Here is a 22,570-nt window from a genome sequence, read left to right on the forward strand (position 1 = left end):
ACGCGAATTATCAATAACTATTTAAAAGTGAAAGAAGAAAGTATGAGCGGCGGCACAAAACGGCCGTTATTAATGAAAGAATATAAATAGCCCGCTAATTTAATTCGCGCTTACTCAATTAATATTAATCTTAAATATCATCTCGCGGATATATTCTAATTACAGAAAGACAACATCTCCTTAGCGTATTAAGGACTGGCTGGCGGTCTTGTTTAATAAAATTCTTAGATATTGAATGGCGCCCGGTGTCGTTCATAAAAAAAAACGCAGCCCGAAGGCTGCGTTTCAGTCTGGCAATCAGAGAGCGTTACTCGCCCGCTTTTGCCCAGGTATCGCGCAGGCCAACGGTGCGGTTGAACACCAGATTGTTGGCACTGGAATAACGGCTGTCAGCACAGAAGTAGCCTTCACGTTCGAACTGATACGGGCTGTTGGCTTCTGCCTTCTGCAATCCAGGTTCGACAAATCCCTGACGGATCAGCAAAGACTCTGGGTTGATCGTGGTCATAAAGTCTTCTGCCGCGCCCGGATTTGGCACGCTGAACAGACGGTCATACAGACGGAATTCCGCAGGCAGTGCATGTTCTGCAGATACCCAATGGATCACGCCTTTCACTTTACGGCCATCAGCCGGATCTTTGCTTAAGGTCTCGGTATCGCAGGTACAGAACAGGCAGGTAATATTGCCCTCTTCATCCTTCGCGATGCGTTCAGCTTTGATCACGTAGGCGTTGCGCAGGCGAACTTCTTTGCCCAGCACCAGACGCTTATACTGCTTGTTCGCTTCTTCACGGAAGTCAGCACGATCGATATAGATCTCGCGGCTGAACGGAACGTCACGCGTACCCATCTCCGGTTTATTCGGATGATTAGGCATGGTGATGATCTCTTCGTGATTCGCCGGCAGGTTTTCAATCACCAGCTTAACCGGATCCAGCACCGCCATCGCACGCGGCGCGTTCTCGTTAAGATCGTCCCGGATACAGGATTCCAGCGAAGCCATTTCCACGATGTTGTCCTGTTTGGTCACGCCGATACGGCGGCAGAACTCGCGGATTGAACCGGCGGTATATCCACGGCGGCGCAGACCGGAAACGGTCAGCATGCGCGGGTCATCCCAGCCTTCTACAATCTTGTCAGTCACCAGACGATTCAGATTACGCTTGGACATAATGGCGTATTCCAGATTCAGGCGAGAGAACTCGTACTGGCGTGGATGCATTGGGATAGTGATGTTATCCAGCACCCAGTCATACAGGCGGCGGTTATCCTGGAACTCCAGCGTGCAGAGTGAATGTGTGATCCCTTCCAGCGCATCGGAAATGCAGTGGGTGAAGTCATACATGGGATAGATGCACCACTTGTTACCGGTCTGATGATGCTCGGCAAACTTAATGCGGTACAGCACCGGATCGCGCATCACGATAAAGCTGGAAGCCATATCGATTTTTGCACGCAGGCAGGCAGTCCCTTCGGCAAACTCACCGTTGCGCATTTTTGCAAACAGCGCCAGGTTCTCTTCAACCGTGCGATCGCGGTACGGGCTATTTTTGCCAGGCGCGGTCAGGGTTCCGCGATATTCACGGATCTGTTCCGGGCTCAGTTCGTCAACATAGGCCAGGCCTTTGTTGATCAACTCAACGGCGTAGTTATGCAGCTGGTCGAAATAGTCAGAGGAGTAGCGAACGTTGCCCGTCCACTCGAAGCCCAACCACTGCACGTCTTGTTTGATCGACTCAACAAATTCCAGGTCTTCTTTGACCGGGTTGGTGTCATCAAAACGCAGGTTGCACTGGCCTTGATAATCTTGCGCAATACCAAAGTTAAGGCAGATAGACTTGGCATGGCCAATGTGCAGATAACCATTCGGTTCCGGCGGGAAGCGGGTATGCACGCTGGCATGCTTACCGGTCGCCAGATCTTCGTCGATGATCTGACGAATAAAGTTAGTTGGGCGGGCTTCAGCCTCACTCATCTTAATTTCCTCAGTAATGCTTAGCATAAGAAGTGCGTGAAATAACGGAGTATGATCCACAAAGCCGGGAAGGGAAACAACCGTTTGTTGCGGGATAACGATAAAAAAAGGGCGGGAATTGCTTCCCGCCCGTTCATTGTAACGCAATCAGCGTTTAGCCGTTAATGTCGAACAGGCGACTTTCACCTGCCACGACGGTTTGACCGGCTACCAGCGTGATGCCGCTGTAGTCATCGATATTGCTGACCACCACCGGGCTGATCATCGAGCGGGCATTGGCATTAAGGAAGGCCAGATCCATCTCGAGTACCGGCTGACCTGCAGTCACCTGAGCACCTTCTTCCACCAGACGGGTAAAGCCTTTGCCTTCCAGTCCCACGGTATCCAGCCCCATATGCACCACAATCTCAGCGCCGTTCTCTGTTTCCAGACAGAAGGCATGGTTGGTGTTGAAGATTTTCACCACGGTACCGGCAGCAGGAGACAACACCGTGCTGCTGGTTGGCCTGATCGCCAGGCCATCACCGACCGCTTTGCTGGCGAAGGCTTCATCCGGAACCTGTTCCAACGCCACAACCTCACCGCTTACCGGCGCAACCAGCGTAGCAATGATGCCTTTAGGGGCGTTAGGTACTGCCTGAGGCGCCACTTTCACCGCCTGAGGTGCAGGTGCAGTGGTGGAAGACCAGGCCGCAATCGGGCCTTTAGCAATCAGTTTCTTCATCACTTCCGCGATGGATTCAGCTTTCGCACCAACAATAACCTGAACGGTTTGTTTGTTCAGCTTAACAATACCGGAAGCCCCCAGGCGCTTACAGGCGGCATCGTTGACCAGGCCAGCATCTTTCACCGACAGACGCAGACGGGTAATACAGGCATCAATGATTTGCAGGTTATCGGAACCGCCAATCGCGGCAATATACTGCTGGGAAAGCTGGTTCAGCCCTTCTTCGGTATTGCTGTTGGCTTCACTGTCGACCACGTCCGCGCTGGCATCTTCACGACCCGGGGTTTTCAGGTTGAACATGCGGATCACCGCGGTGAACAGCACAAAGTAGATACCAAATGCCACCACGCCCATCACCAACAGCATCCAGACGTTTTTGCTGGCCGCCGGCAGGTTGTACATTAACGCGTAGTCAATCGCACCCGCTGAGAAGGAGAAGCCGGCATGGATACCCAGTGCGGTCGCAATATACAGGCTGATACCGGTTAACAGCGCATGGATCAGATACAGCATCGGCGCCAGGAACATGAACAGGAATTCCAGCGGCTCGGTCACACCGGTCAGGAAGGCGGTAATCGCCACCGACAGCAGCATGCCACCCACCATTGGACGACGCTCTTTCGGTGCAGCCAGGTACATCGCTAACGCGGCGCCAGGCAGACCAAACATCATGATTGGGAAGAAGCCAGACATAAACATGCCAGCGGTGCCATCACCGGCGTAGAAGCGGTTGATATCACCGTGGAATACCGCGCCTGCTGCATTATGGAACTCACCAATCTGGAACCAGGCGATGGTATTCAGCACCTGATGCAGGCCGGTTGGGATCAGCAGACGGTTAACGAAGCCGAATACGCCAGCACCAAACGCCCCTTCAGACACAATCCATTCACCACCGGCGTGGATTGCGGCCTGAACCGGTGGCCAGATGTAGCCAAACACTGCGGCCAGAATCAGACAGAAGAAGCCGGTCGCGATCGGGACAAAGCGTCGGCCACCGAAGAAACTCAGGAAGTCAGGCAGTTTGATATCGGACCAACGGTTGTAGGTTGCACCGGCAACCAGCCCGGTGATGATACCGGCCAACACGCCCATATTGATCGCTGGGTTGATGGTGACCATTGATTTGGTCAGGATAAAGTAACCTACCGCACCCGCCAGAGCCGCAGCACCGGCATTGTCTTTCGACCAGGTTGACGCAACACCGATGGCGAAGATCAGTGCGAGGTTGTCAAATATCGCGCCGCCACCTTGAGCGATGAACGGCATATTGAGTAAATCTGGCTGACCGAAGCGTAGCATCAACGCTGCGACCGGCAGTACAGCGATTGGCAGCTGTAACGACCGCCCTAACCTTTGAAAGAACCCGAGTATATTCACATTTCCCCCTTTGAGATCCGCTAAGCGCAAATAGCCGTTTTCTGTTTTTATCACGGCTAGTTGGTTCTGTAAGACAGTTTAACCACGGTACGGAGTGTAAAAAGAAATTAATTCGCTTCGCAAATTAATTCGCTCTGTTTGTGACTTTTATCACCTAATCACAGACAAAAATAGCTGTCAGGCTGGCTATCACCTCAAACTTATTTTATGATCCGAATTATCAAGACGGATTTATTCCTCGCCGATACCGGACAGGGCGCGTTACGCTTAAGCCTAACTGATCCCCGGACACCGTCTGACTCCCTTAAAACTGCTTGTTACTATGAGGTGAAACATGAGACTGATTCCTTTAGCTACCCCGACCCAGGTTGGAAAATGGGCCGCGCGCCATATCGTCAATCGCATTAACGCTTTCAACCCGACCGCGGACCGTCCTTTCGTCCTCGGTCTGCCAACCGGTGGGACCCCACTGGAAGCGTACAAGCATTTAATCGATATGCATAAAGCAGGCCAGGTTAGCTTTAAAAATGTGGTGACCTTTAACATGGACGAATATGTCGGCCTGCCAAAAGAGCACCCGGAAAGCTATCACAGCTTCATGTACCGCAACTTTTTCGATCACGTTGATATTAAACCGGAAAACATCAACCTTCTGAATGGCAATGCACCAGATATTGACGCAGAATGTCGCCAGTATGAAGAGAAGATCCGTTCCTACGGTAAAATTAATTTGTTTATGGGCGGTGTCGGCAACGACGGTCACATTGCTTTTAACGAACCTGCTTCATCTCTGGCTTCACGTACCCGCATCAAAACCCTGACGCATGACACGCGCGTGGCCAACTCACGCTTCTTCGATGGCGATGTCGATCAGGTGCCGAAATATGCGCTGACTGTCGGCGTGGGTACGCTGTTAGATGCCGAAGAAGTGATGATTCTGGTGATTGGCCATGTTAAAGCGCAGGCGCTGCAGGCCGCGGTTGAAGGCAATGTGAACCATATGTGGACCATCAGCTGCCTGCAGCTGCACGCCAAATCTGTGGTGGTCTGTGATGAGCCAGCGACCATGGAACTGAAAGTCAAAACTGTTAAATATTTCCGCGAGATGGAAGCAGAAAACGTCAAAAATCTGTAAACCACGTTGGAATTAGCCGGGAGAAAATTATGTACGCATTAACCCATGGCCGAATCTATACCGGCCACGAAATACTGGATAATCATGCTGTTATCATTGCAGATGGCGTGATTGAGCGCGTTTGCGCCCTGAGTGATATTCCTGCTGGCGTTACAACGCGTGACGTGGGTGGTGCGATAATTGCTCCCGGCTTTATCGATCTGCAGCTTAACGGCTGTGGTGGCGTTCAGTTTAATGATGATATCAACGCGCTGAGCGTCGAAACGCTGACCACCATGCAGCAGGCAAATGAACGCTCTGGCTGCACCAGCTATCTGCCGACCTTGATTACCAGCACCGATGAGATGATGAAGCGCGCGGTGGAAGTGATGCGTGCTTATCTGGCGCAAAATGCCAATAAAGCGCTGGGTTTACATCTTGAAGGCCCATGGTTAAGCCCAAGAAAACCGGGCACCCATGACCCTAAATTGATCCGCACGCCCGAGCCGGCGCTGGTGGAGTTTCTCTGCGCTAATGCGGATGTGATCGGTAAAATCACCCTGGCGCCTGAGCAGGTTGACAGTGCGGTGATCCGTCAGCTCAGCGAAGCCGGTATCGTTATCTCCGCCGGGCACTCGCATGCGACCCATGATGAAGCGCGCATCGGCATCAGCGCCGGCGTCAGCTTCGCGACCCATTTATATAACGCCATGCCAACCATTACCGGCCGTGAGCCGGGCCTGATTGGGGCGCTGTTTGATTCGCCAAATGTCTACTGCGGTATCATTGCTGACGGTTTACATGTTCACTACGCTAACATCCGTAATGCCAAACGCATCAAAGGCGACAAACTGATCCTGGTGACCGATGCCACCGCACCGGCGGGTGCATCCATTGACCAGTTCATTTTTGCAGGAAAAACAATATACTATCGCGATGGACTCTGCGTTGACGAGAACGGAACGCTCAGTGGTTCGGCGCTGACTATGATTGAAGCTGTCGCGAACAGCGTTGAACATGTTGGTATCTCACTGGACGAAACGCTGCGAATGGCAACGTTGTACCCTGCACGGGCTATGGGTGTTGAGAAAAAGTTAGGATCGATCGAAGCCGGAAAAGTGGCTAATCTGACTGTTTTCACCCGTGACTACAAAATAATCCAGACTATCGTTAATGGTGACGAAGTCTTAAGCGAGTAGATACTGTATGACCACTGGCGGCCAGGCTCAAATAGGAAATGTCGATCTTGTTAAGCAACTCAACAGCGCGGCCGTTTACCGGCTTATCGACCAGCAAGGGCCGATTTCGCGCATCCAGATTGCTGAGCATAGCCAGTTAGCCCCCGCCAGCGTCACCAAAATCACCCGCCAGCTGATTGAACGTGGGCTGATCAAAGAAGTCGATCAGCAGGCCTCTACCGGAGGCCGCCGCGCAATTTCCATCATTACTGAAACCCGCGGCTTCCACACCATCGGTGTGCGTCTTGGCCGCAGCGATGCCACCCTGACCTTATTCGACCTGAGCGGAAAATCGCTGGCGCAGGAAGACTACGCGCTGCCGGAACGCACCCAGGAAACGCTGGAAAACGCCCTCTTCAATGCCATCGCCAGCTTCAGCGAGCAGCACCAGCGCAAGGTGCGTGAACTGATCGCCATCTCGGTCATTCTTCCCGGCCTGGTTGACCCGAATAACGGCGTGATTAAATACATGCCGCATATCCATGTTCATCACTGGCCGTTAGTGGCGAATCTGCAAAAGCGCTTTAACGTCACCAGCTTTGTCGGTCACGATATCCGCAGTCTCGCCCTCGCCGAGCACTACTTTGGTGCATCACGCGATTGTGCCGACTCCATTTTGGTGCGCGTTCACCGGGGAACCGGCGCCGGCATCATCGCCAATGGCCATATTTTCCTCGGCAGCAACGGCAACGTTGGCGAGTTGGGGCATATTCAGGTCGATGCGCTGGGTGAACGCTGCCACTGCGGTAACTTTGGCTGTCTGGAAACCATCGCCGCCAATGGCGCAATTGAAAACCGGGTGCGCCATCTGCTCACACAGGGCTATCCCAGCTCGCTGACGCTGGATGATTGCCAGATGCCGAAGATTTGCAAAGCCGCCAACCGGGGCGATGCGTTGGCAGTGGAAGTTATCGATTACGTTGGGCGACACCTCGGCAAGGCGATTGCGATTGCCATCAACCTGTTTAATCCGCAGAAAGTGGTGATTGCCGGTGAAATTACCGAAGCCGATAAAGTGCTGTTGGCGGCCATAGAGGGCTGTATCAATACTCAGGTTCTGAAAGCTTTCCGCAAGAATCTGCCGGTGGTACGCTCAGAGATTGATCATCGTTCTGCCATTGGCGCGTTTGCGCTGGCGAAACGGGCCATGCTTAACGGCATCTTATTACAACATTTACTGGAAGGTTAATGAGCGCTTTGACCCTGTCGGACAGTGAAACTGCCACAATAAAAAATGTCATCTGCGATATCGATGGCGTACTGATGCATGACAACACCGCCGTGCCTGGCGCCAATGAATTCCTGCAGCGGATCATGGAAAAAGGCATGCCGCTGGTGGTGCTGACCAACTACCCTTCCCAGACTTCAATGGATCTCGCGAACCGTTTTGCGTCTGCCGGGATCGATCTGCCGGATAGCGTCTTTTATACCTCCGCAATGGCAACCGCCGATTTCCTGCGCCGCCAGGAAGGGAAGAAAGCCTATGTCATTGGTGAAGGCGCGCTGATCCATGAGCTGTATAAAGCCGGTTTTACCATTACTGACGTCAACCCGGATTTTGTTATCGTGGGCGAAACGCGCTCCTTTAACTGGGATATGATGCATAAGGCCGCCTTCCATGTTGCCAATGGCGCGCGCTTTATTGCCACCAATCCCGACACCCATGCACGCGGCTTTGTCCCTGCCTGTGGCGCGCTTTGCGCCGGGATTGAGAAGATCTCCGGCCGCCAGCCATTCTACGTCGGCAAGCCCAGCCCGTGGATTATCCGCGCGGCCTTAAACAAGATGCAGGCCCATTCGGAAGAAACGGTGATCGTCGGAGACAACCTGCGCACGGATATTCTGGCCGGCTTCCAGGCGGGTCTGGAAACCATCCTGGTGCTGTCAGGGGTTTCCACCCTCAGTGACGTGGATGCCATGCCGTTCCGACCGAGCTGGATTTATCCCTCGGTTGCCGATATCGACATTATCTGAACATCAGCCCGGCCAGCGCGTCGGGCTTTTTATTGCCCCGCCCCTGCTCAAAATTCAGCCACCCCCGGCAAATAATTATCGATTCAACAATAAATAAGGCGATTCCTTGTGGATCCATCAACATTTATCGCAGGTCAACAGACTATTTTTCAGAGAAAAGCTAAAACGCTTGCTCACATCGATGATATAGAGCATTTTCTTATACATCGGCGATAACTGTCGCTCTGGTTTATTCACGAATCATCATCATCACCGTTCAGGGATGTCGTTAGGGAGTTAGCTATGTGTTCTATTTTTGGTGTATTGGATCTCAAAAGCGATCCTGTTGAACTGCGTAAGAAAGCCCTCGAGCTTTCCCGTCTGATGCGTCACCGTGGCCCGGACTGGTCCGGCGTCTATGCCAACGATAACGCGATTCTGGCGCACGAGCGTCTGTCGATTGTTGACGTCAACAACGGTGCTCAGCCACTTTATAACGCAGCCCATACCCATGTTCTGGCAGTGAACGGTGAGATCTATAACCATCAGGCGCTGCGTGCAGAGCTGAGCGATCGCTACGAATTCCAGACAGAATCAGACTGTGAAGTGATTCTGGCGCTGTATCAGGAAAAGGGCGTTGATTTCCTCGACGATCTGCAAGGCATGTTCGCGTTCATCCTGTATGACAGCGTGAAAAACACCTACCTGATTGGTCGTGACCATATTGGTATTATCCCGCTGTATATGGGTAACGATGAGCACGGCAACCTGTTCGTTGCTTCAGAAATGAAAGCGCTGGTGCCGGTGTGCAAATCAATCAAAGAGTTCCCTCCAGGAAGCTACATGTCCAGCACCGACGGGGAAATCCGCCGTTACTGGCAGCGTGACTGGTTCAGCTATGAAGCCGTTGAACATAACAAAACCGACGCCGTTGAGCTGAAAGATGCGCTGGAAGAAGCGGTTAAAAGCCACCTGATGTCAGACGTGCCTTACGGCGTGCTGCTGTCTGGCGGTCTGGACTCATCCATCATCTCTGCTGTGACCAAAAAATACGCCGCCAAGCGTGTTGAGGATCAGGATAAGAGCGAGGCCTGGTGGCCGCAGCTGCACTCCTTTGCCGTCGGTCTGGAAGGTTCGCCGGATTTGAAAGCGGCTAAATCTGTTGCTGAACATCTGGGTACCGTGCACCACGAGATCCATTTCACCGTGCAGGAAGGTCTGGATGCGATCCGCGATGTGATCTATCACATCGAAACCTATGACGTGACCACCATCCGTGCTTCCACGCCGATGTACCTGATGTCGCGTAAGATCAAAGCGATGGGCATCAAGATGGTGTTGTCTGGCGAAGGGGCTGATGAAGTGTTTGGCGGCTACCTGTACTTCCATAAGGCGCCGAACGCCAAAGAATTCCATGAAGAAAACGTCCGTAAACTGCTGGCGCTGCATATGTTTGACTGTGCGCGTGCTAACAAAGCGATGTCGGCCTGGGGCGTGGAAGCGCGCGTTCCTTTCCTGGATAAAAAATTCCTCGACGTGGCGATGCGCATCAACCCTGCGGACAAGCTGTGCGGCACCAACGGCAAGATGGAAAAACACATCCTGCGCGAATGCTTCTCTTCTTATCTGCCGGAAAGCGTTGCCTGGCGCCAGAAAGAGCAGTTCTCTGACGGCGTTGGCTACAGCTGGATTGATACGCTGAAAGAAGTCGCGGCGAAGCAGGTCACGGATCAACAGTTGCAGACGGCTCACTTCCGTTTCCCTTACAACACGCCGACCTCAAAAGAAGGCTATTTGTACCGTGAAATCTTTGAAGAGCAGTTCCCTCTGGCAAGCGCTGCAGAATGCGTGCCTGGCGGCCCGTCAGTTGCCTGTTCGTCAGCAAAAGCCATTGAGTGGGACGAAGCGTTCAAAACCATGGACGATCCGTCTGGGCGCGCGGTAGGCGTTCACCAGTCAGCTTACAAATAAGCGACTGCTTTGCGTGAGAAAACGGGCCGCCAGCGGCCCGTTATTTTTGAGAAATTCGCTGATTACCTTCATATTTTGCTGATTTATTCGCCAGGCTGGTTATAAGCCAGACAAACGACAGGTTTCTGGGAAAAAACGCTAAAAAAATTGTTGACGCTAACAGGTCAACTCCGCATAATGCGCCCCGCAACGCCGATGAAGGTAACGCGAAAAAAAGATGGCTACGTAGCTCAGCTGGTTAGAGCACAGCACTCATAATGCTGGGGTCACAGGTTCGATTCCCGTCGTAGCCACCATCTTTTTTGCGGGAGTGGCGAAATTGGTAGACGCACCAGATTTAGGTTCTGGCGCCGCAAGGTGTGCGAGTTCAAGTCTCGCCTCCCGCACCATTTCCAAAACGGTTTTGCACGGATGGGGTATCGCCAAGCGGTAAGGCACCGGTTTTTGATACCGGCATTCCCTGGTTCGAATCCAGGTACCCCAGCCAGTTTTTTCTGATGGTTTTTGTGCTTTGAAACGGACATTGGGATATCGCCAAGCGGTAAGGCACCGGTTTTTGATACCGGCATTCCCTGGTTCGAATCCAGGTATCCCAGCCAGACTGAAAGAACAAGATGTACAGTTAGACGCAGTAAAATTAGGCTACTTAGCTCAGCTGGTTAGAGCACAGCACTCATAATGCTGGGGTCACAGGTTCGATTCCCGTAGTAGCCACCAATTTTATTGGGGTGTCGCCAAGCGGTAAGGCACTGGTTTCTGATACCAGCATTCCGGGGTTCGAATCCCTGCACCCCAGCCATAAAAAAGACGATTTGCAGCGCAGATCGCAACACCTAATTGGGGTGTCGCCAAGCGGTAAGGCACTGGTTTCTGATACCAGCATTCCGGGGTTCGAATCCCTGCACCCCAGCCAGTAAGTGAAGAAGCCCGCTAACGCGGGCTTTTTTACGTCTGACGTGTGTATCTTCTCAATGACGTTACCGGCACGGTGTGGTGACAACCTGCCACCACACCCGATGAATCCCGCCCGAGAGTTACAATCCCAGCGCGTACTTCAATGCCTGACGTTTCAATACGCCCGAACGTTCTGCCACCATCAGCCCCAGGTTACGCACAATCCGTAAAGGTGCAACCGGCGTGCTGAATGCGAAATAGAACAGGTCCATGCCACTTTGCATCAGCAGATTATCTTTCTGACGCTTACGTTGATAACGTTTGAGCACCCCTTCCGATGCCCAGTCTTCCGCGCGGTCGCGTGATGCCACCAGCGTATCAATCAGCGCATCCACGTCGCGATAGCCCAGATTAACGCCCTGCCCGGCCAGCGGGTTGATGGTATGCGCGGCATCACCGACCAGCGCCAGTCCCGGCAGCACATAGCGCGTGGCGTGGCGGCGAACCAGGGGGAAAGAGCCTGCCGAAACCGGCGTGACCTTTCCCAGACGCGCCGGGAAATGGGTGGCGATCTGCTGGCCAAGCTGCGCCATATTCATCGCCTGAAGCTGGCGTATTCTGGCCGGGTTGTCGTACCAGACCAGCGATGCCCAGCGATCGAACAACGGAAGAAATGCCCGTGGGCCATCCGGCGTGAACTGCTGCCAGGTGCAGTCGCCCGCATCCTGTTCACAGCGCACGCTGATCAACATACAGGACTGTGCGTAATTCCAGCCACGGATCCCCATTCCCGCCAGTTGGCGAACCTGCGAGTTGGCCCCGTCCGCGCCCACCACCAACTTCGTCAACAGCCTGTCGCCATTCTCTAAGGTTAACTGCCATCCGCCGTTACCAGGCTGCATCGCCTGCAATCTGGCCGGAGAAATCAACTCCACGCCCTGCTGCTGCAAACGTTGCCACAACGCCCGCTGCAATACGCTGTTCTCAACCATATAGCCCAGCTCGGGCAACCCCAGTGACTGCGCATCAAAGCTTACCTGCGCCGTATGCCACTCCCAGGTTTCGAGTTTGCGATAAGGGGTGCAGCGCATTCTTTGTATCAACGGCCAGACGTCCAGCTGTTTCAGCAACGCGACAGACGCGGCACCAATCGCCGAGATCCGCACATCCGGATTGCTGCTGGCATCAAACTCTGCGGGTTCCTGTTGCTCCAGCACCGCGACCTTAAATCCCTGCGCGGCCAGCCCACTGGCTAAAGCTGCACCCACCATTCCGCCACCGACCACGGTGACATCCCATTTTTGCGTTATTTCGCTCATATAATTCCTGTCCTTGAGGCCATCCGTACGCCCTTCACCTGGCCTTGCCAGGGCTAATTCTGTTACCCTTAGTGTACCGGATTTTTCCAGGCCTATTAGCGGTTACGAGCAGATGACAAAAAAACTTCTTATTAAAACCTGGGGCTGCCAGATGAATGAATATGATTCATCAAAAATGGCGGACCTGTTAAACAGCACGCATGGCTACACCCTGACAGAGGTTGCTGAAGAGGCCGATGTCCTGCTGCTCAATACCTGTTCTATTCGTGAAAAGGCGCAGGAAAAAGTGTTCCATCAGCTTGGGCGCTGGAAACTGCTGAAAGAGAAAAATCCTGACCTGGTGATCGGCGTCGGTGGCTGCGTGGCGTCACAGGAAGGCGATCTGATTCGCCAGCGTGCGCCCTGTGTCGACATCGTGTTTGGCCCGCAGACGCTGCACCGCCTGCCTGAAATGATCAACACCGTGAAAGGCACCAAAAGCCCGGTCGTTGATATCAGCTTCCCGGAAATTGAGAAGTTTGACCGTCTGCCAGAGCCGCGCGCCGATGGCCCGTCGGCTTTTGTGTCGATCATGGAAGGCTGCAACAAATACTGTACCTTCTGCGTGGTGCCGTACACGCGTGGCGAAGAGGTCAGCCGTCCAAGCGACGACATTCTGTTTGAAATCGCTCAGCTGGCGTCTCAGGGCGTCCGTGAGGTCAACCTGCTTGGCCAGAACGTGAATGCCTATCGTGGCGAAACGTTCGACGGCGACATCTGCTCGTTCGCCGATCTGCTGCGTCTGGTTGCCGCGATTGATGGCATTGACCGCATTCGTTTCACCACCAGCCACCCGATTGAATTCACCGACGACATTATTGATGTCTATCGTGATACGCCAGAGCTGGTGAGCTTCCTGCATCTGCCGGTGCAAAGTGGTTCGGACCGCATTCTGACGTTGATGAAGCGCTCCCATACTGCGCTGGAGTACAAGTCCACCATCCGTAAGCTGCTGGCTGCGCGCCCGGCGATGCAGATGAGTTCGGACTTTATTATCGGCTTCCCTGGTGAAACCCAGCAGGACTTCGAGCAAACCATGAAGCTGATTGGCGAAATCAACTTCGATACCAGCTTCAGCTTTATCTACTCTGCCCGTCCAGGCACCCCGGCTGCCGATTTGCCGGACGACGTCAGTGATGAAGAGAAAAAAGAGCGCCTGTGGCTGCTGCAGCAGCGCATTAACCAGCAGGTGATGAACTGGAGCCGCAGTAAGTTGGGCACCGTTCAGCGTATCCTGGTGGAAAGACTGTCGCGCAGAAACGTGATGGAGCTGGCCGGACGCACCGAATGTAACCGTGTGGTGAACTTCGAAGGAACGCCAGAGATGATTGGTAAGTTCGTCGATGTTGAAATCGTCGAGGTTCATACCAACTCAATGCGCGGCGTGGTGGTGCTGAAAGAAGAACAGATGACCCTGCGTTCGGTTGAGACCCCGTCAGCCGTGATTGCCCGCACACGCAAAGAAAATGAGCTTGGCGTCGGGACTTTCCAGCCTTGAACCCGCAAATAATTGCGGCGGGCCTCGCAGGTTCGCCGCAACAAATCATCGGCTTACCCTTGCTTTCCGCAAGCGGAGCCCAAATATCTCCTTCAGTGCTTGCGCCTTTCGGTTGCGCCATAAATACTTTCGTTATGGCCCGGCACCCGAAGGCGTTGATAGCCTCTGATTATTCTCCTCAACTGGCCCTGAGCGACCCAAAGGATTAGTTTGAATATTGAAACACGCGAAATTACGTTAGAGCCAACAGACAACACCCGCCTGCTGAGCCTGTGTGGTCCCTTTGATGACAACATCAAACAGCTTGAGCGCCGTCTGGGGATTGAGATCAACCGCCGTGACAACGCCTTTAAGCTGGTGGGTAAAGCGCTGATTGTTGACGCCGCGGCGCGGATCCTGCGCGACCTGTATGTGGACACCGCGCCGGTGCGTGGCCATATCCCGGATATCGACCCTGAGCAAATTCACCTGGCGATTAAAGAGAGCCGCGTGCTGGAGCAAAGTGCCGAGAGCATTCCGGAGTTCGGCAAGTCGGTCAATATCAAGACCAAGCGTGGCGTGATCAAGCCCCGCACGCAAAACCAGGCGCAATATGTCGCCAACGTGCTCGACCACGATATCACCTTCGGCATCGGCCCGGCGGGAACAGGGAAAACCTATCTGGCCGTGGCGGCAGCGGTCGATGCGCTGGAGCGCCAGGAAGTGCGCCGCATCATGCTGACGCGTCCGGCAGTGGAAGCGGGCGAAAAGCTCGGATTCCTGCCGGGCGATTTAAGCCAGAAGGTCGATCCCTATCTGCGCCCGCTTTATGATGCACTGTTTGAAATGCTGGGCTTCGAGCGCGTCGAGAAACTGATCGAACGTAACGTGATTGAGGTCGCCCCGCTGGCCTATATGCGTGGTCGTACCCTGAACGATGCTTTTATCATTCTCGATGAGAGCCAGAACACCACCATCGAACAGATGAAGATGTTCCTGACCCGTATTGGCTTCAACTCCAAAGCGGTGATTACCGGCGACGTCACGCAAATTGACCTGCCGCGTAACCTTAAGTCTGGCCTGCGTCATGCGATTGAAGTGCTTTCCGGTGTAGAAGAGATCAGCTTTAACTTCTTCCACAGTGAAGATGTGGTCCGTCACCCGGTGGTGGCGAGAGTGGTTGTAGCTTATGAAGCCTGGGAAGCCGCCGATCAAAAACGGCGTGATGCGCAGGCAGAAGAGCGCAAACGTGACGCGCTGGCCCTGCAACAGGCTGCGCAGGAGCAGAAATGAGCACCGTAATTCTCGATTTACAACTTGCCTGCGAAAAACCCGCCGGCTTACCGGCAGAATCTGATTTTCGTCGCTGGCTGGAAGCGGTTTTGCCGCAGTTCCAGGAAGAGAGCGAAGTCACGGTGCGCGTGGTGGATGAAGCTGAAAGCCATGAGCTGAATCACACCTATCGCGGCAAAGATAAACCGACCAATGTGCTCTCTTTTCCGTTCGAAGCCCCGCCGGGGATTGAGCTTCCGCTGCTGGGCGACCTGATTATTTGTCGCCAGGTGGTGGAGAAAGAAGCGGCCGAGCAGGAGAAGCCGGTACTGGCACACTGGGCCCATATGGTGGTGCATGGCAGTCTGCATTTACTGGGCTATGACCATATTGAAGACGACGAAGCTGACGAGATGGAATCGATCGAGACCGAGATAATGCTTGCTCTTGGTTATGACGATCCGTACATTTCGGAGAAAGAGTTACCCTAAGCAGGCCGCTGGCCTGATATGTCCCTGGCCTGTGCAACCGGCAGGCAGGGATACCCCAACACATGACAAGAGTGACCAAACCAAAACGCCATGAGCGATGACCATTCACAGAACAACGACAGTCCCAGTACCAAAAAGGGATTTTTCACCCTTATCCTCAATCAGCTGTTCCACGGTGAGCCAAAAAACCGCGACGAACTGCTGGAGCTGATCCGCGATTCCGAACAGAACGATCTGATCGATCCGGACACGCGCGACATGCTTGAAGGCGTGATGGATATTGCCGAGCAGCGCGTGCGCGACATCATGATCCCCCGCTCGCAGATGGTAACCCTGAAGCGCAATCAGTCACTGGAAGAGTGCCTGGACGTGATCATTGAATCCGCCCATTCCCGTTACCCGGTGATCAGCGAAGACAAAGATCATGTTGAAGGCATTCTGATGGCTAAAGATTTGCTGCCGTTTATGAGCAGCGGATCGTCCCCGTTCAGCGTCGAAAAAGTGCTGCGTCAGGCGGTCGTGGTGCCTGAGAGCAAGCGCGTTGACCGCATGCTGAAAGAGTTCCGTTCCCAACGCTACCATATGGCGATTGTGATCGATGAATTCGGCGGCGTCTCAGGACTGGTCACCATTGAGGATATTCTGGAGCTGATCGTTGGCGAAATCGAAGATGAGTATGACGATGAAGAAGATCGTGATATCCGCCAGCTGAGTCGTCATACCTACACCATTCGTGCGCTCACGCCGATTGAAGACTTCAATGACGTGTTTGAAACCAGCTTCAGCGATGAAGAGGTCGACACTATCGGCGGTCTGGTGATGCAGGCCTTTGGTCATTTGCCTGCCCGCGGGGAGAGCATTGAGATCGATGGCTATCAGTTCAAGGTCGCTATGGCCGACAGCCGCCGCATCATTCAGGTCCACGTCAGAATTCCGGAAAACGCGCCGCAACCGATACTGGAAGAATAATTTTCTTATGGCTATTGCCTCACTGTACCAGCGCCAGCGGGTTCGCCTGCTTTTAGCGCTGATAACGGGTGCCCTTGGCACCCTGTCGTTCTCACCTTATGATTTTTGGCCTGCTGCACTGCTGTCATTGGCCGGTTTGCTGGCGCTGACCCTCAACCGCTCTACCCGTCAGGCGACGGCGATTGGTTTTGTCTGGGGCATGGGGCTATTTGGTAGCGGCATAAACTGGGTCTATGTCAGTATCGCCACCTTTGGTGGCATGCCGGGGCCGGTCAACGTGTTCCTGGTGGTGCTGCTGGCGGCGTATCTGTCGCTGTTCACCCTGCTGTTTGCCGCCCTGCTTAACCGCTTATTCCCAAAAACCTCGCTGGTTCGGCTGGTGGTTGCTGCGCCGGTTTTATGGCAGATCACCGAGTTCCTGCGCGGGTGGATCCTGACCGGTTTCCCATGGCTACAGTTTGGTTACAGCCAGATTGATGGACCGCTGAAAGGTCTGGGACCGCTATTTGGTGTTGAAGGCATTACCTTCGCGTTGATGGTTATCTCCGGGCTGGCGGTATTTGCGGCGGTAAAACGGCACTGGGTCGCCGGTGTTATCGCGCTGGCGCTGCTGGTGCTTCCATGGCCGCTGCGTCAGATTAGCTGGTATCAGCCCATGCCCGAGCGTGAAGTGAATATTGCGCTGGTTCAGGGCAACATTCCGCAGTCGATGAAGTGGGATCCGAATCAGCTGATCAACTCGCTGAAAACCTATACCTCACTCAGTCGGCCTTACGTAGGCAAAGCGCCGATTATTATCTGGCCTGAATCCGCTATTCCCGATCTGGAATCTAACCAGCAGCCGTTCCTGAAATCTCTGGATGAAGAACTGCGGGCACACGGCAGTAGCCTGATCACCGGGATTGTGGATTCGCGTCTGGAACAGAATCGTTACCACGATTACAACTCGATTATTGTGCTCGGCGGCGATGAGCCTTACGACTACTTCAGCCCGAATCGTTACCAGAAAAACCATCTGGTGCCATTTGGCGAGTTTGTTCCAATGGAAGCGTTGCTGCGTCCTCTGGCACCCTTATTCGATTTACCGATGTCCTCCTTCAGCCGTGGCGCCTATATTCAGCCTCAGTTAAAGGTGGCCGGCTACAATCTGACCGCGGCTATCTGTTATGAGATCGTGTTGGGTCAGCAGGTCCGGGATAATTTCCGACCGGATACTGACTTCCTGCTGACCATCTCCAACGATGCGTGGTTCGGCCACTCTATCGGCCCATGGCAGCATTTCCAGATGGCGCGGATGCGTGCCCTGGAATTAGGCAGGCCACTGCTGCGTGACACCAACAACGGCGTCACGGCGGTGATCAATGCTGATGGCGATGCCGAAGAGATGATCCCGCAATTCCAGGCGACGGTGCTTTCCACCAAGATCACGCCGACTCAGGGCCTGACGCCCTATGCGCGTTTTGGTAACTGGCCTGTGTGGATCATCACCCTGCTGTTCGCAGTGGGTGCGGTGATTACCGGCTTCAGACGTCGCGGTTAAGCGTCAAAGCACGACACTAAAACGCTGAACCTTTGGGTTCGGCGTTTTTTTTTGCCCTTCTCCTGCATCTACAAGCAGATCCTGCTGCTAACTGTTTCACAAAAAACATTTTGGCACGACGATTGCAAAACATTACCAGCGAACTCGCTGATTAGTCTGCATAAAGCCTTGCATAAGCGTTTCCGCACCATTGTGGCTCAATCATTGCCCCAGGGCGGAGCATTGTTTTTAACAATGCCTTTATTTGGTGCGGCACGCTTCGCAAAAAAGAAACTTTCTTGTTTCATCGTTTTAACATTCGGCTATGTTATGACTATTCAGGGGGCGATTACGTCCTGGGATAAAAAGAAAAGCAGCAGTTAATAAACATAACATCACAATCGGCGCAATTTTATGACGCCATTAAACGAAGGAGTTGGAGATGAAATTACGGAAATTAGGCTTGTGCCTGGCACTGGCTGGCCTTGCATCCGGTATCGCCCATGCAGAAGATGCATCACAATCTCCCACGTTAGACAAAATCGCTAAAAATGGCGTCATTGTCGTGGGACACCGTGAGTCTTCTGTTCCTTTCTCTTACTACGATAATCAGCAAAAAGTGGTCGGCTACTCGCAGGATTATTCCAACGCCATCGTGGCCGCGATCAAAGCCAAACTGAACAAACCCGATCTGCAGGTGAAAATGCTGCCGGTCACCTCACAGAACCGTATTCCACTGTTGCAAAACGGCACCTACGATTTTGAGTGTGGTTCAACCACCAACAACCTTGAGCGCCAGAAACAGGCCGCTTTCTCGGACACTATCTTTGTTATCGGCACCCGTTTGCTGGTGAAGAAAGGCAGCCCGATTAAAGACTTCCCGGATCTGAAAGGCAAAACGGTTGTCGTCACTTCAGGTACCACTTCCGAAATTCTGCTGAACAAGCTGAATGATGAGAAGAAAATGGACATGCGCATCATCAGCGCCAAAGACCATGGCGACTCCTTCCGTACGCTGGAAAGTGGTCGTGCCGTTGCCTTTATGATGGATGATGCCCTGCTGGCTGGCGAACGTGCTAAAGCTAAAAAGCCTGATAACTGGGTGATCGTGGGTACGCCGCAGTCGAAAGAAGCTTACGGCTGTATGCTGCGTAAAGACGACGCCGGCTTCAAACAGCTGATGGATGACACCATTGCGAAAGCGCAGACTTCAGGTGAAGCGTCGAAGTGGTTTGATAAGTGGTTCAGCAACCCGATCCCACCAAAAAACCTCAACATGAACTTCGCCCTGTCTGACGACATGAAAGCGACATTCAAAACGCCAAATGACAAGGCACTGAACTAATAATGAAAATAAGGGTGACCGTTGGTTGCCCTATGATTGTTGAAAACAGGCTCGGACAGACAACAGCCTGAATCATCCGGAACACACATCCGGATAGTCAGGCAAAGGTACGAAGTGGTCGTTCCCCATAACGTGCAAATGAGCCTCTCATCAATCTTCAGGGTAGCTTCGCTACCCTTTTTTTCTTCCGGAGTTATTTATGTCAATCGATTGGAACTGGGGTATTTTCCTGCAACAGGCCCCCTTCGGTAATACCACCTATCTGGGGTGGCTGTGGTCCGGCTTTCAGGTCACCATTGCTGTGTCCGTCTGCGCGTGGATTATCGCCCTTTTGGTCGGTTCGCTGTTTGGTATTCTGCGCACCGTGCCCAACCGTCTGCTCTCCACTCTCGGCACCTGTTACGTTGAGCTATTCCGTAATATCCCGCTGATAGTGCAATTCTTTATCTGGTATCTGGTGATCCCTGAACTGCTGCCTGAAAGCATTAGCACCTGGTTCAAATCCGAGCTGGATCCCAATATTCAGTTCTTTACTTGCTCGGTGCTGTGCCTCGGCCTGTTTACCGCCGCCCGCGTGTGTGAACAGGTTCGCGCGGCGATCCAGTCGCTGCCATCAGGCCAGAAGAATGCCGGTCTGGCGATGGGCCTGACGCTGCCACAAACCTACCGCTATGTGCTGTTACCCAACGCCTATCGCGTGATTGTGCCGCCAATGACCTCAGAGATGCTGAACCTGGTGAAGAACTCCGCCATCGCCTCGACCATTGGTCTGGTCGATATGGCCGCACAAGCAGGCAAGCTGCTGGATTACTCGGCGCACGCCTATGAATCCTTCACCGCGATTACGCTGGCCTACGTTGGCATCAATATTGTGATTATGCTGCTGATGAGCCTGGTCGAACGTAAGGTTCGCCTGCCTGGCGGCATGGGAGGCAAATAATGTACGAATTTGACTGGAGCACCATTGTTCCTAACCTGCCGTATCTGATGAACGGCATGGTGATCACCCTCAAAATTACCGTGACGGCCATCATTTTTGGCATCGTCTGGGGAACGCTGCTGGCGGTGATGCGTCTGTCGAGCTTCAAACCTGTCAGCTGGTTTGCCCGCCTTTACGTTAACCTGTTCCGCTCGGTGCCGTTGGTGATGGTGCTGTTGTGGTTCTATCTGGTGGTACCCAGCTTCCTGCAGAACGTGCTTGGTCTGTCGCCGAAAACCGATATCCGCCTGATCTCGGCGATGGTTGCCTTCTCGCTGTTCGAAGCCGCTTACTACTCTGAAATCATTCGTGCCGGTATTGTCAGTATCGCCCGAGGCCAGGGAAGCGCCGCGCTGGCGCTGGGGATGACGCGCTGGCAGTCGATGCAGCTGATTATCCTGCCTCAGGCGTTTCGCGCCATGGTGCCGCTGCTGCTGACTCAGGGCATCGTGCTGTTCCAGGATACCTCTCTGGTTTACGTGCTCAGCCTTGCCGACTTCTTCAGGACGGCCGACACCATCGGCATCAACAACGGCACCGAAATTGAAATGGTGCTGTTTGCCGGTGCGGTCTACTTCGTTATCAGCCTTAGCGCTTCGCTGTTGGTCAGCTATTTAAAGAAAAAAAGGACGGTTTAAATGATTACCCTGAAAAATGTTTCTAAGTGGTATGGTCACTTTCAGGTACTGACCGACTGCTCAACCGAAGTGAAAAAAGGCGAAGTGGTGGTGGTGTGCGGCCCGTCGGGTTCCGGTAAATCCACGCTGATCAAAACGGTCAATGGCTTAGAGCCGATTCAGGAAGGTAAGATTGAAGTCAACGGCACCGCCGTCAACGACAAAAAGACTAATCTGGCGCAGCTGCGTTCCAAAGTCGGCATGGTCTTTCAGCATTTTGAGCTGTTCCCGCATCTGACCATCGTTGAGAACCTGACGCTGGCGCAGGTAAAAGTGCTGAAGCGTAACAAAGAGGAAGCCCGTCAGAAGGGGCTGAAACTGTTGGAGCGCGTGGGCCTGTCAGCCCATGCTAACAAGCACCCAGGGCAGCTTTCCGGTGGTCAGCAGCAGCGTGTGGCTATCGCCCGAGCGCTGTGCATGGATCCGATCGCCATGCTGTTCGATGAGCCCACCTCCGCACTGGACCCCGAAATGATCAACGAAGTGCTGGATGTCATGGTGGAACTGGCGAATGAAGGGATGACCATGATGGTGGTGACCCACGAAATGGGCTTCGCCCGTAAGGTGGCAAACCGGGTGATCTTTATGGATGAGGGGAAAATCGTGGAGGATTCGCCGAAAGACGACTTCTTTAACAATCCGCAGTCCGATCGTGCGAAAGACTTCCTCGCCAAAATCCTGCATTAATCATCTTAGCGGGGCGGAACCTTCCGCCCCGATTTCTACGGTTCAAAAGGTTGTCGCTGGAACTGATCGTTACCACATTCAGGACAGCGTGTCAGCGTTTCAGGGGTGTAAATCGCCCGGGTAAACTGACATTTCTCACAAACTAAATTCCCCAGTCCCACCACCTCACCGCTTTGATAAACGCCATGATGATTCAGGTCCTGAAAAACTTCGCGCCACTCTAACTGACTTTTATCGGTGATATCGGCCAGCTCTTTCCAGACGCTTTCGCGAATAATGCGCATAAATACGCTATCCCCTGCATCATCCTGATTCTCGGTATAGCTGCGGGCAAACTCTTCTAAATCCCTGCGCACCGCTCGGGTGACATCCTCGATCTGGCTGCGGGTCAATTCGCCGCGATTGTTCATCCGTTGTCGGGCACTCTCCACCAGAGCATCAATATCATGCTCTCCCCGGTTGATCCTTTCGGTCAGAGAAGAGACCAGTTCCCGATAGTACTGAGCAACCTTGTTCATTTTTTCTCCTAAACGTTCCAATACGT

The 22,570-nt window shown here is 53.4% G+C and carries 19 protein-coding genes and 7 tRNA genes; 22 read left to right on the plus strand and 4 right to left on the minus strand.

Going from position 1 to position 22,570, the window contains the following annotated elements; all coding sequences use genetic code 11:
* Window positions 1-307: 307 nt before the first annotated feature.
* Both glnS and nagE read right to left on the minus strand, forming a co-directional pair.
* Window positions 308-1,975, minus strand: a complete 1,668-nt coding sequence (glnS, locus tag AC0IXH_RS10750; protein ID WP_053146104.1) for a glutamine--tRNA ligase — start codon at window positions 1,973-1,975, stop codon at window positions 308-310.
* 154 nt (window positions 1,976-2,129) lie between these two features.
* Complete coding sequence (gene nagE, locus AC0IXH_RS10755) at window positions 2,130-4,082, minus strand: PTS N-acetyl glucosamine transporter subunit IIABC (protein WP_041691945.1); 1,953 nt, start codon at window positions 4,080-4,082, stop codon at window positions 2,130-2,132.
* Window positions 4,083-4,416: 334 nt separating this feature from the next.
* On the opposite strand from nagE, the gene nagB reads away from it, so the two are divergent.
* From nagB to AC0IXH_RS10815, 12 genes are all read left to right on the plus strand, one after another.
* Window positions 4,417-5,217: a glucosamine-6-phosphate deaminase gene (nagB, locus tag AC0IXH_RS10760; RefSeq protein ID WP_013201295.1), complete on the plus strand. Its 801-nt coding sequence runs from the start codon at window positions 4,417-4,419 to the stop codon at window positions 5,215-5,217.
* A gap of 29 nt (window positions 5,218-5,246) precedes the next feature.
* Window positions 5,247-6,395: an N-acetylglucosamine-6-phosphate deacetylase gene (gene nagA, locus AC0IXH_RS10765; RefSeq protein WP_013201294.1), complete on the plus strand. Its 1,149-nt coding sequence runs from the start codon at window positions 5,247-5,249 to the stop codon at window positions 6,393-6,395.
* 7 nt (window positions 6,396-6,402) lie between these two features.
* Entirely contained in the window at window positions 6,403-7,623 is a 1,221-nt protein-coding gene (gene nagC, locus AC0IXH_RS10770; protein ID WP_013201293.1) for a DNA-binding transcriptional regulator NagC, read from the plus strand.
* Window positions 7,623-8,408 (plus strand): HAD-IIA family hydrolase, encoded by a 786-nt coding sequence (locus tag AC0IXH_RS10775; RefSeq protein ID WP_013201292.1) that lies wholly within the window; start codon window positions 7,623-7,625, stop codon window positions 8,406-8,408. The genes nagC and AC0IXH_RS10775 overlap by 1 nt, the downstream gene beginning before the upstream one ends.
* Window positions 8,409-8,690: 282 nt before the next feature.
* Window positions 8,691-10,358: an asparagine synthase B gene (asnB, locus tag AC0IXH_RS10780; RefSeq protein WP_013201291.1), complete on the plus strand. Its 1,668-nt coding sequence runs from the start codon at window positions 8,691-8,693 to the stop codon at window positions 10,356-10,358.
* 219 nt (window positions 10,359-10,577) lie between these two features.
* Window positions 10,578-10,654, plus strand: a tRNA-Met gene (locus AC0IXH_RS10785).
* A gap of 8 nt (window positions 10,655-10,662) precedes the next feature.
* Window positions 10,663-10,747 (plus strand) — tRNA-Leu (locus AC0IXH_RS10790).
* A gap of 23 nt (window positions 10,748-10,770) precedes the next feature.
* Window positions 10,771-10,845 (plus strand) — tRNA-Gln (locus AC0IXH_RS10795).
* A gap of 37 nt (window positions 10,846-10,882) precedes the next feature.
* A tRNA-Gln gene (locus AC0IXH_RS10800) sits at window positions 10,883-10,957 on the plus strand.
* A 41-nt stretch (window positions 10,958-10,998) separates the two neighbouring features.
* Window positions 10,999-11,075: transfer RNA gene (locus AC0IXH_RS10805), tRNA-Met, on the plus strand.
* A 7-nt stretch (window positions 11,076-11,082) separates the two neighbouring features.
* Window positions 11,083-11,157, plus strand: a tRNA-Gln gene (locus tag AC0IXH_RS10810).
* Between the two features lie 39 nt (window positions 11,158-11,196).
* Window positions 11,197-11,271, plus strand: a tRNA-Gln gene (locus AC0IXH_RS10815).
* 121 nt (window positions 11,272-11,392) lie between these two features.
* On the opposite strand, the gene ubiF is transcribed toward AC0IXH_RS10815, so the two are convergent.
* Window positions 11,393-12,571, minus strand: coding sequence for a 3-demethoxyubiquinol 3-hydroxylase (gene ubiF, locus AC0IXH_RS10820; protein WP_013201290.1), 1,179 nt, complete (start codon window positions 12,569-12,571; stop codon window positions 11,393-11,395).
* A 112-nt stretch (window positions 12,572-12,683) separates the two neighbouring features.
* Here ubiF and miaB point away from each other — a divergent pair, with 112 nt between their 5' ends.
* The 10 genes from miaB to AC0IXH_RS10870 all read left to right on the plus strand — a co-directional run bounded on the left by miaB (window position 12,684) and on the right by AC0IXH_RS10870 (window position 22,026).
* Window positions 12,684-14,108 (plus strand): tRNA (N6-isopentenyl adenosine(37)-C2)-methylthiotransferase MiaB, encoded by a 1,425-nt coding sequence (miaB, locus tag AC0IXH_RS10825; protein WP_013201289.1) that lies wholly within the window; start codon window positions 12,684-12,686, stop codon window positions 14,106-14,108.
* Between the two features lie 210 nt (window positions 14,109-14,318).
* Window positions 14,319-15,380 (plus strand): PhoH family protein, encoded by a 1,062-nt coding sequence (locus AC0IXH_RS10830; RefSeq protein ID WP_013201288.1) that lies wholly within the window; start codon window positions 14,319-14,321, stop codon window positions 15,378-15,380.
* Window positions 15,377-15,850: an rRNA maturation RNase YbeY gene (gene ybeY / locus AC0IXH_RS10835; RefSeq protein ID WP_013201287.1), complete on the plus strand. Its 474-nt coding sequence runs from the start codon at window positions 15,377-15,379 to the stop codon at window positions 15,848-15,850. The genes AC0IXH_RS10830 and ybeY overlap by 4 nt, the downstream gene beginning before the upstream one ends.
* 90 nt (window positions 15,851-15,940) lie before the next feature.
* Entirely contained in the window at window positions 15,941-16,819 is an 879-nt protein-coding gene (gene corC / locus AC0IXH_RS10840) for a CNNM family magnesium/cobalt transport protein CorC (protein WP_013201286.1), read from the plus strand.
* A gap of 7 nt (window positions 16,820-16,826) precedes the next feature.
* The gene (gene lnt / locus AC0IXH_RS10845; RefSeq protein ID WP_013201285.1) at window positions 16,827-18,359 is read left to right on the plus strand and encodes an apolipoprotein N-acyltransferase; all 1,533 of its coding nucleotides are present in this window, start codon (window positions 16,827-16,829) and stop codon (window positions 18,357-18,359) included.
* Window positions 18,360-18,410: 51 nt separating this feature from the next.
* Window positions 18,411-18,722 carry a hypothetical protein gene (locus tag AC0IXH_RS10850; protein ID WP_471720416.1) on the plus strand — a complete coding sequence of 104 codons (312 nt, stop codon included), beginning with the start codon at window positions 18,411-18,413 and terminating at the stop codon, window positions 18,720-18,722.
* Between the two features lie 58 nt (window positions 18,723-18,780).
* Window positions 18,781-19,683 (plus strand): amino acid ABC transporter substrate-binding protein, encoded by a 903-nt coding sequence (locus tag AC0IXH_RS10855; protein WP_013201284.1) that lies wholly within the window; start codon window positions 18,781-18,783, stop codon window positions 19,681-19,683.
* A gap of 199 nt (window positions 19,684-19,882) precedes the next feature.
* Window positions 19,883-20,623: an amino acid ABC transporter permease gene (locus tag AC0IXH_RS10860; protein WP_013201283.1), complete on the plus strand. Its 741-nt coding sequence runs from the start codon at window positions 19,883-19,885 to the stop codon at window positions 20,621-20,623.
* A complete protein-coding gene (gene gltK, locus AC0IXH_RS10865) occupies window positions 20,623-21,300 on the plus strand; it encodes a glutamate/aspartate ABC transporter permease GltK (RefSeq protein WP_013201282.1) in 678 nt (225 codons plus the stop codon). The genes AC0IXH_RS10860 and gltK overlap by 1 nt, the downstream gene beginning before the upstream one ends.
* A complete protein-coding gene (locus AC0IXH_RS10870) occupies window positions 21,301-22,026 on the plus strand; it encodes an amino acid ABC transporter ATP-binding protein (protein WP_013201281.1) in 726 nt (241 codons plus the stop codon).
* 35 nt (window positions 22,027-22,061) lie between these two features.
* Here AC0IXH_RS10870 and AC0IXH_RS10875 read toward each other — a convergent pair whose 3' ends face one another.
* Window positions 22,062-22,544 carry a zinc ribbon-containing protein gene (locus AC0IXH_RS10875; protein WP_013201280.1) on the minus strand — a complete coding sequence of 161 codons (483 nt, stop codon included), beginning with the start codon at window positions 22,542-22,544 and terminating at the stop codon, window positions 22,062-22,064.
* Between the last annotated feature and the right edge of the window lie 26 nt (window positions 22,545-22,570).

This window comes from Erwinia sp. AC075 (genome assembly GCF_979253995.1).

Excerpts from the sequence above, each read along its gene's own strand:
- glnS (WP_053146104.1), bottom strand. The coding sequence starts at position 1,975 with ATGAGTGAGGCTGAAGCCCGCCCAACTAACTTTATTCGTCAGATCATC.
- nagB (WP_013201295.1), top strand. The coding sequence starts at position 4,417 with ATGAGACTGATTCCTTTAGCTACCCCGACCCAGGTTGGAAAATGGGCC.
- nagA (WP_013201294.1), top strand. The coding sequence starts at position 5,247 with ATGTACGCATTAACCCATGGCCGAATCTATACCGGCCACGAAATACTG.
- nagC (WP_013201293.1), top strand. The coding sequence starts at position 6,403 with ATGACCACTGGCGGCCAGGCTCAAATAGGAAATGTCGATCTTGTTAAG.
- AC0IXH_RS10775 (WP_013201292.1), top strand. The coding sequence starts at position 7,623 with ATGAGCGCTTTGACCCTGTCGGACAGTGAAACTGCCACAATAAAAAAT.
- asnB (WP_013201291.1), top strand. The coding sequence starts at position 8,691 with ATGTGTTCTATTTTTGGTGTATTGGATCTCAAAAGCGATCCTGTTGAA.
- ubiF (WP_013201290.1), bottom strand. The coding sequence starts at position 12,571 with ATGAGCGAAATAACGCAAAAATGGGATGTCACCGTGGTCGGTGGCGGA.
- miaB (WP_013201289.1), top strand. The coding sequence starts at position 12,684 with ATGACAAAAAAACTTCTTATTAAAACCTGGGGCTGCCAGATGAATGAA.
- ybeY (WP_013201287.1), top strand. The coding sequence starts at position 15,377 with ATGAGCACCGTAATTCTCGATTTACAACTTGCCTGCGAAAAACCCGCC.
- corC (WP_013201286.1), top strand. The coding sequence starts at position 15,941 with ATGAGCGATGACCATTCACAGAACAACGACAGTCCCAGTACCAAAAAG.
- lnt (WP_013201285.1), top strand. The coding sequence starts at position 16,827 with ATGGCTATTGCCTCACTGTACCAGCGCCAGCGGGTTCGCCTGCTTTTA.
- AC0IXH_RS10855 (WP_013201284.1), top strand. The coding sequence starts at position 18,781 with ATGAAATTACGGAAATTAGGCTTGTGCCTGGCACTGGCTGGCCTTGCA.
- AC0IXH_RS10860 (WP_013201283.1), top strand. The coding sequence starts at position 19,883 with ATGTCAATCGATTGGAACTGGGGTATTTTCCTGCAACAGGCCCCCTTC.
- gltK (WP_013201282.1), top strand. The coding sequence starts at position 20,623 with ATGTACGAATTTGACTGGAGCACCATTGTTCCTAACCTGCCGTATCTG.
- AC0IXH_RS10870 (WP_013201281.1), top strand. The coding sequence starts at position 21,301 with ATGATTACCCTGAAAAATGTTTCTAAGTGGTATGGTCACTTTCAGGTA.
- AC0IXH_RS10875 (WP_013201280.1), bottom strand. The coding sequence starts at position 22,544 with ATGAACAAGGTTGCTCAGTACTATCGGGAACTGGTCTCTTCTCTGACC.